General features: G+C 63.7%; 25 protein-coding genes. 9 read left to right on the top strand and 16 right to left on the bottom strand.

Features of this window, described 5'->3' with window-relative positions; translation table 11 throughout:
* The first annotated feature begins 114 nt into the window (after window positions 1-114).
* On the top strand, window positions 115-357 hold the full coding sequence (locus tag RHPLAN_RS23865) for a PilZ domain-containing protein (protein WP_068022927.1): 243 nt from the start codon (window positions 115-117) through the stop codon (window positions 355-357).
* A 29-nt stretch (window positions 358-386) separates the two neighbouring features.
* On the opposite strand, the gene RHPLAN_RS23860 is transcribed toward RHPLAN_RS23865, so the two are convergent.
* The 3 genes from RHPLAN_RS23860 to RHPLAN_RS23850 form a co-directional block, all read right to left on the bottom strand.
* On the bottom strand, window positions 387-596 hold the full coding sequence (locus RHPLAN_RS23860; RefSeq protein WP_068022924.1) for a hypothetical protein: 210 nt from the start codon (window positions 594-596) through the stop codon (window positions 387-389).
* A 52-nt stretch (window positions 597-648) separates the two neighbouring features.
* Window positions 649-1,623 carry a LysR family transcriptional regulator gene (locus RHPLAN_RS23855; RefSeq protein ID WP_068022921.1) on the bottom strand — a complete coding sequence of 325 codons (975 nt, stop codon included), beginning with the start codon at window positions 1,621-1,623 and terminating at the stop codon, window positions 649-651.
* Between the two features lie 157 nt (window positions 1,624-1,780).
* A complete protein-coding gene (locus tag RHPLAN_RS23850; RefSeq protein WP_068022918.1) occupies window positions 1,781-2,053 on the bottom strand; it encodes a hypothetical protein in 273 nt (90 codons plus the stop codon).
* Window positions 2,054-2,393: 340 nt separating this feature from the next.
* Here RHPLAN_RS23850 and RHPLAN_RS23845 point away from each other — a divergent pair, with 340 nt between their 5' ends.
* From RHPLAN_RS23845 to RHPLAN_RS23835, 3 genes are all read left to right on the top strand, one after another.
* Entirely contained in the window at window positions 2,394-2,660 is a 267-nt protein-coding gene (locus RHPLAN_RS23845) for a hypothetical protein (RefSeq protein WP_068022915.1), read from the top strand.
* 81 nt (window positions 2,661-2,741) lie between these two features.
* Window positions 2,742-2,918 (top strand): hypothetical protein, encoded by a 177-nt coding sequence (locus RHPLAN_RS23840; RefSeq protein ID WP_157100439.1) that lies wholly within the window; start codon window positions 2,742-2,744, stop codon window positions 2,916-2,918.
* 61 nt (window positions 2,919-2,979) lie between these two features.
* Window positions 2,980-3,282, top strand: coding sequence for a hypothetical protein (locus RHPLAN_RS23835; RefSeq protein WP_084245436.1), 303 nt, complete (start codon window positions 2,980-2,982; stop codon window positions 3,280-3,282).
* 13 nt (window positions 3,283-3,295) lie between these two features.
* On the opposite strand, the gene RHPLAN_RS23830 is transcribed toward RHPLAN_RS23835, so the two are convergent.
* From RHPLAN_RS23830 to RHPLAN_RS39585, 5 genes are all read right to left on the bottom strand, one after another.
* Window positions 3,296-3,871 carry a carboxymuconolactone decarboxylase family protein gene (locus RHPLAN_RS23830; RefSeq protein ID WP_084245434.1) on the bottom strand — a complete coding sequence of 192 codons (576 nt, stop codon included), beginning with the start codon at window positions 3,869-3,871 and terminating at the stop codon, window positions 3,296-3,298.
* 12 nt (window positions 3,872-3,883) lie between these two features.
* Complete coding sequence (locus RHPLAN_RS23825) at window positions 3,884-4,708, bottom strand: alpha/beta fold hydrolase (protein WP_068022909.1); 825 nt, start codon at window positions 4,706-4,708, stop codon at window positions 3,884-3,886.
* A 21-nt stretch (window positions 4,709-4,729) separates the two neighbouring features.
* Window positions 4,730-5,089, bottom strand: a complete 360-nt coding sequence (locus tag RHPLAN_RS23820; protein ID WP_068022908.1) for a GFA family protein — start codon at window positions 5,087-5,089, stop codon at window positions 4,730-4,732.
* 80 nt (window positions 5,090-5,169) lie between these two features.
* A complete protein-coding gene (locus RHPLAN_RS23815; protein ID WP_084245432.1) occupies window positions 5,170-6,132 on the bottom strand; it encodes a Bug family tripartite tricarboxylate transporter substrate binding protein in 963 nt (320 codons plus the stop codon).
* 116 nt (window positions 6,133-6,248) lie between these two features.
* Entirely contained in the window at window positions 6,249-6,455 is a 207-nt protein-coding gene (locus tag RHPLAN_RS39585; RefSeq protein ID WP_157100438.1) for a hypothetical protein, read from the bottom strand.
* Between the two features lie 325 nt (window positions 6,456-6,780).
* Between RHPLAN_RS39585 and RHPLAN_RS23810 the strand changes: the two genes are divergently transcribed.
* On the top strand, window positions 6,781-7,068 hold the full coding sequence (locus RHPLAN_RS23810; RefSeq protein WP_068022902.1) for a hypothetical protein: 288 nt from the start codon (window positions 6,781-6,783) through the stop codon (window positions 7,066-7,068).
* An 89-nt stretch (window positions 7,069-7,157) separates the two neighbouring features.
* Entirely contained in the window at window positions 7,158-7,466 is a 309-nt protein-coding gene (locus RHPLAN_RS23805; RefSeq protein ID WP_198164463.1) for a CPCC family cysteine-rich protein, read from the top strand.
* Between the two features lie 97 nt (window positions 7,467-7,563).
* On the opposite strand, the gene modA is transcribed toward RHPLAN_RS23805, so the two are convergent.
* Both modA and RHPLAN_RS40220 read right to left on the bottom strand, forming a co-directional pair.
* Complete coding sequence (gene modA, locus RHPLAN_RS23800) at window positions 7,564-8,316, bottom strand: molybdate ABC transporter substrate-binding protein (RefSeq protein WP_068022899.1); 753 nt, start codon at window positions 8,314-8,316, stop codon at window positions 7,564-7,566.
* A gap of 13 nt (window positions 8,317-8,329) precedes the next feature.
* A complete protein-coding gene (locus RHPLAN_RS40220; protein WP_198164462.1) occupies window positions 8,330-8,479 on the bottom strand; it encodes a hypothetical protein in 150 nt (49 codons plus the stop codon).
* 205 nt (window positions 8,480-8,684) lie between these two features.
* Between RHPLAN_RS40220 and clpS the strand changes: the two genes are divergently transcribed.
* Window positions 8,685-9,005 (top strand): ATP-dependent Clp protease adapter ClpS, encoded by a 321-nt coding sequence (gene clpS, locus RHPLAN_RS23795; protein ID WP_068031741.1) that lies wholly within the window; start codon window positions 8,685-8,687, stop codon window positions 9,003-9,005.
* Window positions 9,006-9,245: 240 nt separating this feature from the next.
* Window positions 9,246-10,067: an LON peptidase substrate-binding domain-containing protein gene (locus RHPLAN_RS23790; protein WP_068022896.1), complete on the top strand. Its 822-nt coding sequence runs from the start codon at window positions 9,246-9,248 to the stop codon at window positions 10,065-10,067.
* A 348-nt stretch (window positions 10,068-10,415) separates the two neighbouring features.
* Here RHPLAN_RS23790 and RHPLAN_RS23785 read toward each other — a convergent pair whose 3' ends face one another.
* The 3 genes from RHPLAN_RS23785 to RHPLAN_RS23775 all read right to left on the bottom strand — a co-directional run bounded on the left by RHPLAN_RS23785 (window position 10,416) and on the right by RHPLAN_RS23775 (window position 11,981).
* Window positions 10,416-11,165, bottom strand: coding sequence for an SDR family NAD(P)-dependent oxidoreductase (locus tag RHPLAN_RS23785; protein ID WP_068031738.1), 750 nt, complete (start codon window positions 11,163-11,165; stop codon window positions 10,416-10,418).
* A gap of 242 nt (window positions 11,166-11,407) precedes the next feature.
* A complete protein-coding gene (locus RHPLAN_RS23780; protein ID WP_068022893.1) occupies window positions 11,408-11,701 on the bottom strand; it encodes an ArsR/SmtB family transcription factor in 294 nt (97 codons plus the stop codon).
* A gap of 73 nt (window positions 11,702-11,774) precedes the next feature.
* Window positions 11,775-11,981, bottom strand: coding sequence for a hypothetical protein (locus RHPLAN_RS23775; protein ID WP_068022890.1), 207 nt, complete (start codon window positions 11,979-11,981; stop codon window positions 11,775-11,777).
* A gap of 173 nt (window positions 11,982-12,154) precedes the next feature.
* Here RHPLAN_RS23775 and RHPLAN_RS23770 point away from each other — a divergent pair, with 173 nt between their 5' ends.
* Window positions 12,155-12,550, top strand: coding sequence for a DoxX family protein (locus RHPLAN_RS23770; RefSeq protein ID WP_068022888.1), 396 nt, complete (start codon window positions 12,155-12,157; stop codon window positions 12,548-12,550).
* A 7-nt stretch (window positions 12,551-12,557) separates the two neighbouring features.
* Here RHPLAN_RS23770 and RHPLAN_RS23765 read toward each other — a convergent pair whose 3' ends face one another.
* From RHPLAN_RS23765 to RHPLAN_RS23755, 3 genes are read right to left on the bottom strand one after another with little or no spacing between them, the layout of a single operon-like run.
* The gene (locus RHPLAN_RS23765) at window positions 12,558-13,013 is read right to left on the bottom strand and encodes a hypothetical protein (RefSeq protein WP_068022886.1); all 456 of its coding nucleotides are present in this window, start codon (window positions 13,011-13,013) and stop codon (window positions 12,558-12,560) included.
* Window positions 13,010-13,435, bottom strand: coding sequence for an NUDIX hydrolase (locus RHPLAN_RS23760; protein ID WP_068022883.1), 426 nt, complete (start codon window positions 13,433-13,435; stop codon window positions 13,010-13,012). Before RHPLAN_RS23760 ends, RHPLAN_RS23765 begins: the two co-directional genes overlap by 4 nt.
* 6 nt (window positions 13,436-13,441) lie before the next feature.
* The gene (locus RHPLAN_RS23755) at window positions 13,442-14,449 is read right to left on the bottom strand and encodes a Bug family tripartite tricarboxylate transporter substrate binding protein (protein WP_068022881.1); all 1,008 of its coding nucleotides are present in this window, start codon (window positions 14,447-14,449) and stop codon (window positions 13,442-13,444) included.
* Between the last annotated feature and the right edge of the window lie 121 nt (window positions 14,450-14,570).

The following is a 14,570-nucleotide window of genomic DNA, read 5'->3' as shown; positions in this document are numbered from 1 at the left end:
GACGAACCGTCTGCCTGCTCCTTGCTTAAGCATATTTAATCTGACGGCGGGGAATCCCGACGGGAATCGTAACCGGCGGTTCGGTACTGTCTCGGCTGTCTTGAGATGGCTGCCATGGAAGAGCGTCGCAAGTTACCCCGGCAACGCACGTTCAAGGGCGGCGTCATTATCTTTGGCACCGCGCCGGCCGTCGAATGCACGATCCGAAACCTGACGGATACCGGCGCTGGTCTTGAGGTCGGCACGCCGACTGTCGTGCCGGACCACTTCACGTTGCTGATCAAGCCGGAAAGACTTCAGCGGAGCTGCCAGGTGATCTGGAGACAGCCCGGCAAGATCGGCGTGCGGTTTGAATGAAGCGGTCTCGTCCGGCGGACCGACGGTGATCAATGGGATCGCTTGGCCGGACGCGCAGCGGCATCCGGCGCAGATGTTCCATCAGGTTTTGCAGACAGGTCCGAGCCGCTCTGGCGCTGCGGACCTTCGAGATCCTTGCGCAGCTCATCCACGAATGTATGGGCATCCGTCATCAGGTGCTCGTAGTAGCGCCGGATACGCTCCCCCAGGATGTTGATATGTGCGCCTTTTCCGCTCATGCGATAGCAACATGACAGAAGGGCACGGCGTTCCCGGGAGCACTGACGATTTTCAGGCGACCTTGCCGGCGGTCCGCGCCTTGGCAGCAGGCCTGAGCGCGGCGGGTTTTTGCATCGTGCGCGCGTCGAGCTGAGCCCCCGAGCACGGCACCACCTCCCGCAGATATTTGGCGACCATGTCGACGAACACCACCGCCCTGGTCGGCACCATGCCCCGATGCGGATGGATCGCCACAATCGGGTAGCGGACGGTTGGGTGGTCCTTGAGGATCCGGACGAGCTTGCCTTCCGCGATCGGAGCCGCAGCCGTAAAGCATGGCAGCACCACGACGCCCTGGCCGCTCTCGGCGGCCTTCAGCAGCGCCAGCGGGCTGTTGGTCTGCAGGTTGCCGTGCGGCGTGATCGCCTCATGCGATTGGAACATCGGCCAGCGGTCGCCGAATTTCGAGTCGGTGTAGAGGATGCAGTTCTGCGCTGCGAGATCGTCCGGCGACTGCGGCTGCGGATGACTCTCGAGATATTTCGGCGACGCGCAGACCACGTAGTCGTATTCGGCAAGCTTGCGCACGATCAGGCTGTCGTTGTCGGGCATCGCGTGGCGGATCGAGACGTCGAACTGCTCCTCGATGAAATCGACTTCGCGCCCGGTCGAGATCATACGCACCGACACGTCGGGAAACTGCGCCGTGTAATCGGCGATCACCGGCGTGATCAGGTCGCCAACCGGAATCGAGGTGTTGATCCGAAGAAGGCCGCGCGGCGTTGCCTGCATCGACTCAACCAGCCCATCGGCCTGAGCGAAGCGTTTCAGCACGTCGACGCAATGCCGGTAATAGGCCTGACCCACATCGGTGGGGTTGACGTGACGCGTGTTGCGGTTGAGGAGCCTTGCACCGAGACGCTGCTCCAGGGCCTGGACGTGGCTCGTGACCACGCTGGGGGCAACGCCGAGATCGCGCGCCGCGGCCGAGAAGCCACCGAGCTCCACGACGCGGACGAATGTCGTGATCTGATCGAACCTGTCCATGGCGACCTCAGCGGCGACCTTTGCTTCAGCCGGGCACGGCTGTGGCAGCACATATAGGTACGCTGGCCGCCTCACATCAGTCTCCTCGCGCAGGCTCAAACCAACAAGCAAAAAGGCGAGCTCTCGGCTCGCCTTTTTCTGTTCCGTAACGCTGCGCCTACCAGGAGTCGGGATCGCCGTAAGGACGGTCCGCATAAGGCAGGTTGTGGCCGGCTTGCGGCGCGACATGCTTCTCCACCGCGCGATAGCGCGGCTCGCGAACGGCTTGTGCGCGGGCCTGGGCGTAGGCCGGATCGCCGGTATAGGCCTGAGCCGGGTTGTACGGCGTGAACGCGGCCTGAGCGGCCTGGGCCGACGTGGCCGTCACCGCACCGAGGCTGCCGACCAGTGCGAACACCGCAAGCTTGCTGAAAAGGGCTGAGTTTTTCATGGAAAGTCTCCTTGAATTCCTTTGACGTCTGCGGTCGACGAGTGCCGTCCGCCCCCACCAACTAGCGTCTGCAGCCGCGGTGCTGAATGCGGGGAATCCCGAGAACAGTTTTCGGCGCCGCTGAATAATCCGACGCCGCTGCCGGGGCCGGTGGTTTGGCGCTGCTCCTGATCTCGTAAAATCGCGGATTTCCGCGGTCGAAGCGTTGTAATCAGGCCGGTTTTCGGAATTGCCGAAAGGTGTTTTTGGGTTCCCGTCGCTACCGACAAGGGCTCGCCGGGAGCACTTCCACCGCATCGACGGAGCAATCGTTCCGCCATCGATTGAGACGGAGGAGACCGTGAATATCCGCAATCTTATTGTCGCTGCCGCCATTGCCGTTGCTGCGGCTTCAAGCCCGGCTTTGGCCGCGAGTCATCACAACAGCCGCGCCGGCTTCAACGCCTTCGGTGCTGCGCAGGATGCCACGGAAGCGATGACCCCGGACCGTTCGCAGGCGCTGCGCGACTGCAACGACTCCACCTCGAAGATGCGCGACTACACCTGGGGCGTTCAGATCGGCCAGAACTACCGCGTCTGCATGCAGCAGCACGGTCAGCCTGAATAACGAGACTGCCGGTCACGGCGCGCGAGCCATAGGCATCAAAGATGCGCTCGCGTGAGTGACGGCAACGCGAAGGAGGTTATCATGAGCATGTTTGTATTGACGTTGACCGGGTTTGCCGGAGCCATGGGAATCCCGGTGTTTCTCACGGCCGCGGCCGAGAGCGCTGCGTCCTCGTTCAAGGGCGCGCTGCATCCGGCGCGTGCGAGCGGGCGCAATGGTGTGGCGGACACGGCCGCACGCATCCGTTATCCTCGATGAGGCCCTTGTCGAGGCTCATGGCGCGAGCCATGCAGCCTCGCGCGAGCAGCAGAGGACGGCCATGCGAACACCAAAGGCTCTGGAAGGCTTGAATCGCGGCACGGTGCTGCTGCTGGTGGTGCTTGTGGCGCTGTCGATCGCCGCGGTCGCGTTTGCCGTGTCGGTGTGGAGGTCGGAACAGGCCGAGCTGCCGCCGTTCATCTGGGCCGCTCTGGCCGGCGGCGTGTTCTTCAGTCTGGTGATCGGCGTCGGCCTGATGGCGTTGATCTTCTACAGCTCGCGCGCCGGTTATGACGAAGCTCCGACGCTGGAGGAGCCGAAGGACGAGGCGTCTGCCGGCGGCTTGAATCGGTCGCGCCATTGAACGCGGACGCGGTTCAGCCTTCCTGAAACTCGATCCGCTTGTCGGGCCGCTCGAGGTCAACGTGCAGCGCCTCGCACAGCCGGTTCGAGTAATTCCACATGCCGCAGAACACCGTGAGCTCGACGATCTGCTTTTCGGTGAAGTGCCGCTTCATCGCCGCGAACGCCTCGTCGTCGTCGCGTGCGGTCATCCGGGTGACCGCCTCGGCCCAGCGCACGGCCGCCTTCTGGCGATCGTCGAGATCGGGCGAGGCCATGTAGTCCTGGCCCTGGGCGGCTTTGATCTGCGCCTCGGAGAGACCGACCTTCCTGCCGAGCGGCACGTTGTGCGACATGCAATAGGCGCTGCAGTTGAGCGCCGATGTCTTGATGATCACGAGTTGCTGGATCTTGACGTAGTCCGGATCGGCCTTGACGTTGCCGAGCCGGATGGCGTCGTTCGGCAGCGCCCAGCCCATCAGCGCCGCGGGCTGATGGGCGAGCACCCGCGAGAAGTTGCTGATCCGGCCCCATTGCTTGAGCACATGATCATAGACCTTGCGGACCGCGCTGTCGGTCGAGTCCGGTGGCACCATTGCAACGCGCGCCATTGTCGTCGCCTCTCATGATTTGAAGAAGGCCAGCAGGTCGGCGTTGATCGTTTCGGCGTGCGTGGTCGGCATGCCGTGCGGGAAGCCCTTGTAGGTCTTCAGCATGCCGTTCTTCAAAAGCTTGGCCGAGAGCGGCCCGGAGTCTGCGTAAGGCACGATCTGGTCGTCGTCGCCATGCATCACCAGCACCGGCACGTCGATCTTCTTCAAGTCCTCGGTGAAGTCGGTCTGCGAGAAGGCGACGATGCCGTCATAGTGCGCCTTCGCGCCGCCCATCATGCCCTGCCGCCACCAGTTCTCGATGATCGCTTCCGACGGCTTCGCGCCCGGGCGGTTGAAACCGTAAAAGGGGCCTGCCGCGAGATCGCGATAGAACACCGAGCGGTTGGCCGCGAGCTGCGCTTGCAGGCCGTCGAACACCTCTTTGGGCAGACCGCCGGGATTGGCCGCAGTCTTCACCATCAAGGGCGGGACTGCGGAGAGGATTGCGGCCTTGGCCACGCGGCTCTCGCCGTGGCGCGCGATGTAGTGCACGACTTCGCCGCCCCCGGTGGAGTGGCCGACGTGGATGGCATTCTTCAGATCGAGATGGGCGGTCACCGCCGCGAGGTCGTCGGCGTAGTGGTCCATGTCGTGGCCGTCGGCCACCTGGCTCGAGCGGCCGTGGCCGCGGCGGTCATGGGCGATGACGCGGTAGCCGTTCTTGAGGAAGAACAGCATCTGCGTGTCCCAGTCGTCGCCGGACAGCGGCCAGCCGTGGCTGAACACGATGGGTTGACCCTTGCCCCAGTCCTTGTAGAAGATCTCGACGCCGTCTTTGGTTGTGACCGTGCTCATGATTGTCGCCCTCGATACGCGCTAGAGATTTTTTCCGTCAAATGGTCTGAGCTTCAATTCGGCAATGTCGACGCCATCGAGACAGCGCACGTTGGCCATCACCATCTCTTCTCCGTTCGGCGCCGCGCCGCGCGAGAATGCACCGACGCCGCAATTTTCGCAGAACAGGTGATGGACCTTTTTCCTGGCGAACTGGTAGTCGGTGAGCGCATCCTCGCCCGAGAGCAGCGTGAACTGCTGCGCCTTGAGCGGGGCCCAGAGCGCGCCGCGCTTGCCGCAGATCGAGCAGTTGCATTCGATGGCTTGCGTCAGCGTGGTCTCGACGCGAAAGCGCACGCGGCCGCAATGGCAGCCGCCTTCATAAGTTTTGGCGTCAGTCACGAAAACCGTCCTCCAGCCGCCGGCAGTGGCGTCGGGAGTAGATAGGTCTAGGCTTTCACGTCGACAACCATGAAAACCGATCAGTTCGGCTTGATGCCGGCTTCCGTCGTGATCCGCTCGTAGTCGGCGGTGATGTTCTTCAGGAAAGCGCCGAACTTGTCGCCGCAGGTGTTGTCCGGGAACAGGCCTTGCTGGGCGTACTTGGCTTTGATCTCCGGCGCCGCTGCGGCCTTGGTCAGCATGGCGCCGACGCTTTTCAGCACATCGGGCGGTGTCTTGGCCGGCGCGACGATGCCGTAGAAGATTTCGGCCTCGTATTTGACGATGCCGGTTTCGTTCAGCGTCGGCACATCGGCCAACTCGGGAATGCGTTTCGGCGAGGACGTGACCAGCGCACGCAGGGTGCCGGCTTTGATCTGCGACACCACGGTCGGATAGTCGGCCCACACCGCCTGCACGTGGCCGCCCATCAGCGCGTTGATGGCGGGCCCCGAGCCGCCATAGGGCACGTAGTTGGTGTCGATCTTGGTGGCGAGACGCAGCACCTCGATGGCGATGTGAAGCGAGGTCGCAGGCCCACCGCTCGCAAAGGTGATCTTGCCGGGATTGGCCTTGGCGTCGGCGACGAGCTCCTGCACGGTCTTCCACGGCGCGGACGCTTGCACGACCAGCGGCATTGGCGTCGAGGCCAGATTGCAGACCGGCTCGAAATTCGCGAGCGTGAAGTTGCCGCGCTTCACTGCCATGTTGACCGTGAACGCGTTGGCGACAAGGAGGAGCGTCGAGCCGTCGGGCTCGGCACGGGCGGCGACTTCCGTACCGATCGTCATGCCGCCGCCGGGACGGTTCTCGACCACCACGGTCGGGCCGCCGTCCTTGCCGATCTGCTCACCCAGGAGCCGCGAGATGATGTCGGGACCGCTGCCTGGCGTGTAGGGGACGATGATCCGGAGTGTCTTCGACGATTGCGCCTGCGCACCGTCCACCGGCGCCAGTACGGCGACAGCGGCGCAGACCGCAGCCATGAGTTTCATTCCAACCATCGGACGCTCCCTCGACGTTTTATTATGCGTCCGGGAGCGTGATTTGTTTTTGCGCGCGCCGCAAGCGCCCAAGAAGGCGCAGGGCAGGGCAGACTGGTTGGGTTGGTCCTTTTTGCTCAGGCCGCCGCGGCGCCCGGCGTCGGGTAGCTCACGAGCGTCTCAAACCGGTAATCGCAGCCGTCGCAGGACCAGACGTGACGGATGCGGTGGTCGTCGAAATACTCGCTCCACTCCGGCGCAAACAGCGCCTCGCCGCATTGGGCGCAGGGAACGATGGGGCGCGACAAGTGAAATGAACGAAGAGTCTGATACTGTGGCTTCATGGCGTGCGTCCTCCCTGAACGTTGTCGCCGATGCCTATTTCCTCCCCGTGACCGGACTTATCCACCCCGTTTGCGACGTCATCGTGACCGTCGCGATTTAAAAAATGAAGCAGCGTCGCTGACTGATTTGATTCGATCTCTTCGAATTGTGCGGCGCGTTGGCGCGTGGCGATTGTTGCACCATGCATCTTCGCAGCGCCTTTCGCGGCGCAGCACGCAGTTGTGAACGCTATCGCAATTTTGCGTGGCGGGTATCTGGGATCGGAAAAGCGACGATCCGGGTTTCCATCACGTCGAGACCACCCACCGACATGGAGAATGCCGAATGCTCACCCGGCATCACATCGCGCTGCTCATCATCGTCGTCCTTTCGCCTTGGACCTACGCCACGAGCGCCGGCGCGCAGGACCAGGACAAGCGTCCGGAAACCACTGGAAGCGCAAGCGGTTCGTCGTCGGGCGTGCCGCCCGCACCGGTCGGCCACCGGCAGCCGCGCGCCTCCGACATTCCGGCCGACACGCGGCCGACCGGCCAGGAGGAGACGCAGATACAGCGCGACCGCGAACTCGACAAGAAGCTCTGGATTTGCCGCGGCTGCGGCGCCCCGCCTTGAGCGCCTGACTTAAGGATCAACCGCACAGTTGCCTCGGATTTGAACGATCCAGGGCTGCGCCGCGACCAATGGGTCCAAGAGGAGCCCAGATGACCGATCCGGTCGAAAGTCCGCCAGAACGCGGCGAAATGGTGTCGTTGCGCGCCACCGGCGTGTTGCGCCTGCACCGCTGCCCGTGCTGCGGCTGCCGCACGCTGCGGCAGCGCGGCGGGCTGGAGCAGTGCCCGGTCTGCGCCTGGGCCGACGCCGGCCAGGACGAGTTCGACGCCGACAAGGTGCGCGGCGGGCCGAACGGCGAATTGAGCCTGCGGCAGGCACGGACGAACTATCGGCGCCTTGGCGCCAGCACCGCGGAGTTTATCGATCAGGTGCGCAAGCCGCGGCCGGAGGAGCTTTAGGCATGACCCCCGAAAAGTGTGAAGCGGTTTTCGGAAAGGATCATGCCCAAGCAGCACAAGGAGCGGCGGAACTGATTCAACGAAGTTGAATCGGTTTCTAGCCCGGCGTCAGGCAGTGCGCTTTGATCGAGGTGAGCGCCGTGGGACCGGTGAGAAACGCCAAGTAGGCTTTGGCAGCTTCCATCTCCTTGCTCGCCGTGCCGACGCTGCCCAGGAACGTGACGGTCTGCTGGAACACCGCCGGATAGGGCAGGAAGGTCGCCCCGCGCGTGCAGCGGATCTCATGCTCGGCCTGCACTGCGATGTCGGCTTCGCCGCTGACCACACGGCGGGCGTGAAACTGGCCGCCGGTGCTTGGCACCAGCTTGTCCTTCATCTGTTCGGTGATGCCGAGCTTGTCGAGCACCTCCATGAAGTGCACGCCGCTGACGCCGCCGGTCTTGGGATCGGTGATCAGCACCGTCTTGGCTGCGAGCAGGGTGCGCTTCAAGTCCTCCGGCGTGCTGACCTCGGGCCGCGGGCCGTCGGACGCGACTGCGAGGCCGAAGTCGACGCGGATCAGCGCCACCGTGGTGCCCGGCACGATCTTGCCGCGCTGCTCGAGATCGTCCGCGGCGGTGCGCGGCACGATGATCACGTCGAAATTCTCCCCGCCAAGCACCCGGCGGCGAATTTCGCCGGTCTCGACCACCGTGACAGTGAGGCGGTGGCCGGTCGCGGACTCGAACGGCGCCTTGGTGTCGGCGATGACGTCGCGCATGCCGTTGGCCGAAATCACCTTGATCTCAGCGGCCTGGCAGGCGGTGACCGCGCCGAGCGCAAGGGTCACCGCGAACATGAAGGCTCGCATCACTTCGCTCCCGTCATTTCTTCTCGATCGAGATGCCGCCGGGGCCGAGATTGATGTTCACGCCTTCGGGCTTCTTGCGATCCTGATAAAGCTGATAGCCGAGTACGGCTACTGCCACGGCAAGCGCGCCAACAACGAGATAAAGAATGTTGGACCGCGTCATGCTTGGGCATCTCCCTGGAATCTCTACCTTAATGGTGGGATGGTAGCGAGCCTGCGCCGGTTTGGCCACGCGACATTCCGGTTGAACGTGTCTGGGATGACGGCCGGCGAGACACTATAATCCAAAAACCAACAATCTTACGAAAACCGGTACGGAAGTTCCCGCGGGAGCTTCCGAGATCGGCAGGGATATGGTTGGCGAGACGATGGCCGACAAGACGATTGTGAAGCCCGACACCACCACCAAGACCAAGACGGCGCCAAAGACCAAGCGGCCGCCGCTCTACAAGGTGATCCTGCTGAACGACGACTACACGCCGCGCGAATTCGTCGTGCTGGTGCTCAAGGCTGTATTCCGGATGGGCGAGGAAACCGCCAACCGGGTGATGATGACGGCGCACCGCCGCGGCGCCTGCGTGATCGCGGTCTACACCCGCGACGTTGCCGAGACCAAGGCCAAGGAAGCGACCGAACTCGGCAAGAGCAAGGGGTATCCGCTGTTCTTCACCACCGAGCCGGAAGAGTAGGGCGCTTCGCGCGGACCCAGCCCGCGGGCTCGCACGGCGGCGCTGGTCGCAAATGACAAGCAAATTCCATTGACAGCGAAACGTGCCCGCTCCAAGATTCCGCTCACGGTTGATACGACCTGCCGCTTGCACCCACCGGGTATGGTGAACGTATCACATTGATCTTGACCCTTTGCCCTGAGCGGACGGGTCAGCAACGCAAGCACCTGATCATCTCGTCCGCCCATGCAAAGGTGATCCATGCGCGATTTTCGCGACGCGAAGGCTATGGCGCAGACCTTGCGCGCAGAACTCGCCCCGAAGGGCGCAGTGCTCAGCCACTCCGAATGCCTCGAAATCACGGCCAAGATCTTTGGCGCTAAAGACTGGAACATCTTGTCGGCCGCGATTGACCGCGCGTCCGATTCGTCGGCGGTCGCCGCCGTCGACAGGTGGTCCGGACCGCTGATCCTGATCCGCGATTTCGTTCTGTTTCCGAAGCAGACAGCGCCGCTGTTCGTCGGTCGCGAGATGTCCAAAAAGGCCCTGGCCGAGGCCCGCCGCGGCGGGTTCGAGGTCCTGCTCGTCGCTCAGAAGGAGGCGCAGGAGGACCACCCTCGCCGGGATGGCATTTACGACGTCGGGGTCGTCGCTGACGTCCTGGAGGTCGCGGACGCGACGGCTGACGATCTGGGGACGAAGCCGGCCGAGGGAACGATGAAGCTGACCATGCGGGGGAGGCAACGCGCAAAGATTGTCGCCGTCGTCGACGATAGCGGCCGCCGGCACGCAAAGGCTCAGCTGATTCAGAGTAAACCCGAGGACGAGGCGATCGCGGCAGAGCAGGTACGGGCCGCCATAGAGGCGTTCAAAGCCTTCGCGGCAAATGCGCAGGTTCGCGGCCTGAGCGCCGATCTGCGGTCCCGCCTCATGATTCGTGCCGAGAACATAACGCAGCCGGGCGCACTCGCCGATCTGATCGCGCAGTTGGCTCCGAGCTCGGTGGCAAAGAAGCAGTCCGTGCTCGAGACGGATGACGAATTGCTGCGACTGGAGGCCGCCGTCGCGTTGCTGAAGGGTTAGGCCGCCGCGGTGGCGGGCAGACAACGCAGAGGTCCGGTGTGGGTTCGTTCAGCGGTGCCAGATCACAGATAGCCGACGAGACAGATCACGTTGGCGATGCAGGCCAGCAGCAGTCCCAGGACCAGTGTCTTGTTGTTCATGGCACGCTCCGCACACAATCGAGAATCGCTGCAGGAAGCATGGCGAGACTCCCGCCAAGAGTCTCAGACTCTATTTTTTCCGGGATTCACCTCTCGTTTACCCGACGAAATCGCATGCCGATTCTAGCGTAAAACCTGGATTGTCGGGGCATCAAACGGCGCCCGCCAGCAGGGGACAACTGGCGGGCGCCGCGCGTGATCCACAGTCTTAATTGTAGCCGCCCGAGGCTTCGAGCCGTTCGCCGGTCATCCAGGCCGATTCGTCGGAAGCGAGGAAGACGGCGACCTTGGCGATGTCATCAGGCTGGCCGAAGCGGCCAAGCGCGGTGCGCGCCACGATCTGCTTCTCGAAGTCGCTGCCCATGACGCCCGCAGTGTGCGTGCCTTCGGTCTCGACGCCGCCCGGCGCGATGACGTTGACGCGGATCTTGCGGGGCCCGAGCTCCGCGGCGAGCGTCCGGGTGAGCGTATCAACGGCCCCCTTCGTCGCCGAATAGACCGAGGCTCCCGGTACGGCCACCTTGCTGACGACCGAACTGACGTTGATCACGCTGCCGCCACCTTCGCCGAAATGCTTGGCGGCCTCTTTGGTGGCCAGGATCGTGCCGAGCACGTTGGTGTTGAAGTGCCGGTGGAAATCGTCCTCCGAGATGCTCTCCAGCGGGCTGAAGGCGTAGACGCCGGCATTGTTCACCAGCACGTCCACCTGGCCGAAGGCCTTCTTGGTTTCGTCGAAAATGTGCTGCACGTCGGCGGCCTTGGCGACATCGCCTTTCACGGCAACGGCCTTGCCGCCCTTGGCGGTGATCTCAGCGACGACGCGATCGGCGCCTTCCTTGCTGGATGCGTAATTGATGACGACGGATGCGCCGGCGGCGCTCAGGCTTTTGGCGATGCCCGCGCCGATGCCCTTCGAGGCGCCGGTCACGACGGCCACTTTGCCCTTGAGATTGCTCATGATCATTCTCCCAGTTGCAGTCTGTTCGATAATTCGATGAACGTCGAAATATGGGGCGGAAGCCGATCTGCAAGGCCTGGGCTCAAGGGCAAACAGACATGTGTGAGAAAAGTCACTCCGACGTCATTCCGGGGCGCTCGCGTCAGGGAGCGAACCCGGAATCCAGCGGCAATCGCCGCCTTTATGTCTGGATTCCGGGTCCCGCGCTGCGCGCGGTCCCGGAATGACACCGGAGAGAGCCCTTAAATCTTCGCCAGGCGATCCAGATACGCCTGCAGCACGTCGCGCTGGAGCTTGAGATTGGCGAACTTGCCCTCACGCACGATCTCGATCAGGCCCGCGGTCTCGAGCTCTTTCAGATGGTGGGAGAGGGTGGCCGGGCTGATGTTCTGGCACTTGTGCAGCGAGCTGCACGCCGTCGGCTCCTCGCACTGGCCGATGGCCTTGAGCATCTCGTAGCGGCGCGGCTCGGCGAGCGCGCGGGCGATCCGCTCGAAATCGCGATCGGTCAGGCGGCGGGTCTTTGCGGGAGCCATGCTGGGAAGGTAGTCGCTTGGCGGAAAATATCCACAGACCGCGCGGCGGCCATGCGTGACCTGCGGCGATGCCTCAAAGCGTCTTCTGCTTCTGGCCGCATTCCTTGCAGGTGTATTCGACCCGGGTCTCGCCGGGCTGGGCGGTGACGCGATTGGGCGCGCCGCATTTGCCGCACACCGCCTCGATCCGGGTGTTGCCCTGCTTCACCGTGATGGTCTTCTTGGCCATGGCCTCGCGAATCAGCCGCTCGGCCTCCTCGCGCATATCTTGCTTCGACATCTCGGCCAGCCTCCGTTTCGCAGCTTCTTAGCATGGTTCGTGTGGCAGGCGGATATAGCCCAGCTCCTCGCGCCAGGGCGAGCCCCACAGGGCTCCATCCCTCATGAAAATGTGAAATCAGGCCGGTTGCGGCTTTGCTAGCCTGTCATTGGGAACCACGGAGAATCGACCTGATGCCACTCGCCCAAACCGCCGACCGGCTTCTGCCCTACGTGCTGAGCTTCGTCCGGATCATGACGGCGCTGCTGCTGCTTCAGCATGGGCTGTCGAAGTTCTTCGGTTTCCCCATGGCGATGAAGGCGCCGGCGCTGTTCTCGCTCTATTGGTTTGCCGGGGTGATCGAGCTTACGTTTGGTGCGCTGCTGCTGGTCGGTCTGTTCTCGCGTTTCGCCGCCTTCATCCTGGCGGGCCATCTGGCGTTCGCTTATTTCATGGGCCACGCACCGCGCGGTTTCTTTCCGCTGACCAACAATGGCGAGCCCGCCGTGCTGTTCTGCTTCGTGTTCCTGATCCTGGCCTGCACCGGCGGCGGACCGATCAGCATCGACGGCATGCGCGGCAAGAGGTGAGGCCGCCTCACGGCTTCTTGCGTTCGAGCCTGTAGAGGCGGTTGTTCAAGCCGAACATCGCGCTATCGTTGTCGAGGAAGTGAAAGTCGAACGCGCCCTCGCAGCCGGTTTCGAGCGTGGCCATGGACTTGCCGTAGCCGAGCGCCGTCGCCTGCTTGTCCGGATCGGTGAGGCTTCCCTGGAACAGCAGATCCGGCGTGTACGCCTTGATCTCGTAATGCGGCTTGCGGCAGCGGAGCGGCGAGGGCGCGTCGATCCGGTCCTTACGGAACGTCACGTCGTGGCCGATCAGCGCCTTGAGGTCGCTCGCGACGGGCTTGCCGCCAGGCTTGCTCCAAGGCGCGGGCTGCGACGACACGATGGTCCATTTGCCGAGAAAGTCAGGTTTGCCCGCAGGCGCGGCGTGGGCCGAGCTCGCGCCGAGCGACAGGAGCAATGCGAGTGCCGCTGCGGTCTTGGTCATGGCGCCGCCACTCGTTGCTGTGCGATCGGCAGAAGATAATCGCGTGTCAGAGGCGCAAGCGGCAGGCTGACGTCGCCGGGCGCGATCCATACCACCTCCTCGATTTCGGCCGCAGGCGACACGTCGAGATCGGCGCGGATATAGAACACGTCGGCTTTGACGACGCATTTCTCCTCGTTCGCGGCCACCGCTGTGAACGCGCCGAGATATTCCGGCGCATGCGGCTCGGCTGCAAAGCCGAGTTCCTCGTCGAGTTCGCGGATCAGTGCCTGATAGGCGCTCTCGTTCGGCTCGATCTTGCCGCCGGCCTGCATGAAGGTCGTGGTGCCGCGCTTTCGCACCAGCAGCACGCGGCCGGCATGATCGACGATCAAGCCGGCGGCGATGCGGATGGAGGGCCAGTCTGCGGGTGGCGTGATCATGTGATCCTATTCCGCTTTGATGTTGGCGTCCTTGATCACCTTCTGCCAGGCCGCCGTGTCCGACTTGATGGCTTCGGCGAACTGCTCGGGCGTGCTGGCGACCGGAATGAAGCCGCGCGCCTCGACCGTTTTGCGGACCTCGGGCTTGGCCAGCACGGCTGCGATGTCCTTCTGCACCTGCGCGACGATGGCGGGCGGCGTTCCGGCCGGCGCGAACAGGCCGAACCAGGAGCCGGTGTCGAGGTTGCTGATCTGGCCGTCGGTTGCCTCCTTGACGGTCGGCACGTCAGGAAGCTGCGACGACCGCACGTCGGTCGCGACCGCGAGCGCGCGGAGCTTGCCCGTCTCGAGGAGCTGCACGAAGTTCGCGACGCCGTTGTAGTCCGCCTGGATCTCGCCGCCGAGCATCGCGGTCACGGCTTCGTTCGATCCTTTGTAGGGCACGTGGACCAGCTGGATGCCTGCGCCTTGCGCCATGAGCTCCATCACCAGGCGCTGGATGCTGCCCGCGCCCGACGACCCGAACATGATGCTTTGCGGCTTGGCCTTGGCGAGCGCGATGAACTCTTTGAGGTTCTTGGCGGGCAGATCGTTGGTGATCACCAGCAGCATCGGGTTCTTCGCGATGAGCGTGATCGGCACCAGGTCTTTCTCGACCGAGTAGGGCACCTTCATCATGACGGGATTGATCGTGATGCTCTGGTCGCCGGCGAAGAGCAGCGTGTAGCCGTCGGCCGTGCTGTTGATCGCCGCGACAGTGCCGACCACCGTGTTGCCGCCGGCGCGGTTCTCGACGACGGTCGGCTTGCCCCAGTGATCCGCCAGCGCGTTGGCGACGATCCGCAGCAGCACATCGGCGCCGCCGCCCGCCGAGAACGGGATGATGAAGCGGACGTTGCGTTCCGGATAGCCGGCGGCGTTCGATGGCGAGAGCGGGATGGCCAGGAGAAGGGCGGCGATGGCGCAGCGGATCGTGTTCTTGTAGAAATTGTTGTTGGCAGTTCTGTTGGGCATTCCCATCCCTCGATGTTGTCTGTTGGCGGTGGCTTCTAGCACAGGCCGCGCGGACGTTGGCTATGCGCCGCGGAACATGGCTGCCGCGCCGGTGCCGCTTGGTGCGCGGCGCCGTGGCGCA

Source organism: Rhodoplanes sp. Z2-YC6860, from assembly GCF_001579845.1.
Taxonomy (GTDB): domain Bacteria; phylum Pseudomonadota; class Alphaproteobacteria; order Rhizobiales; family Xanthobacteraceae; genus Z2-YC6860.
The sequence above is the reverse complement of the archived record's forward strand: the minus strand, read 5'-3'. Positions and strand labels throughout refer to the sequence as shown.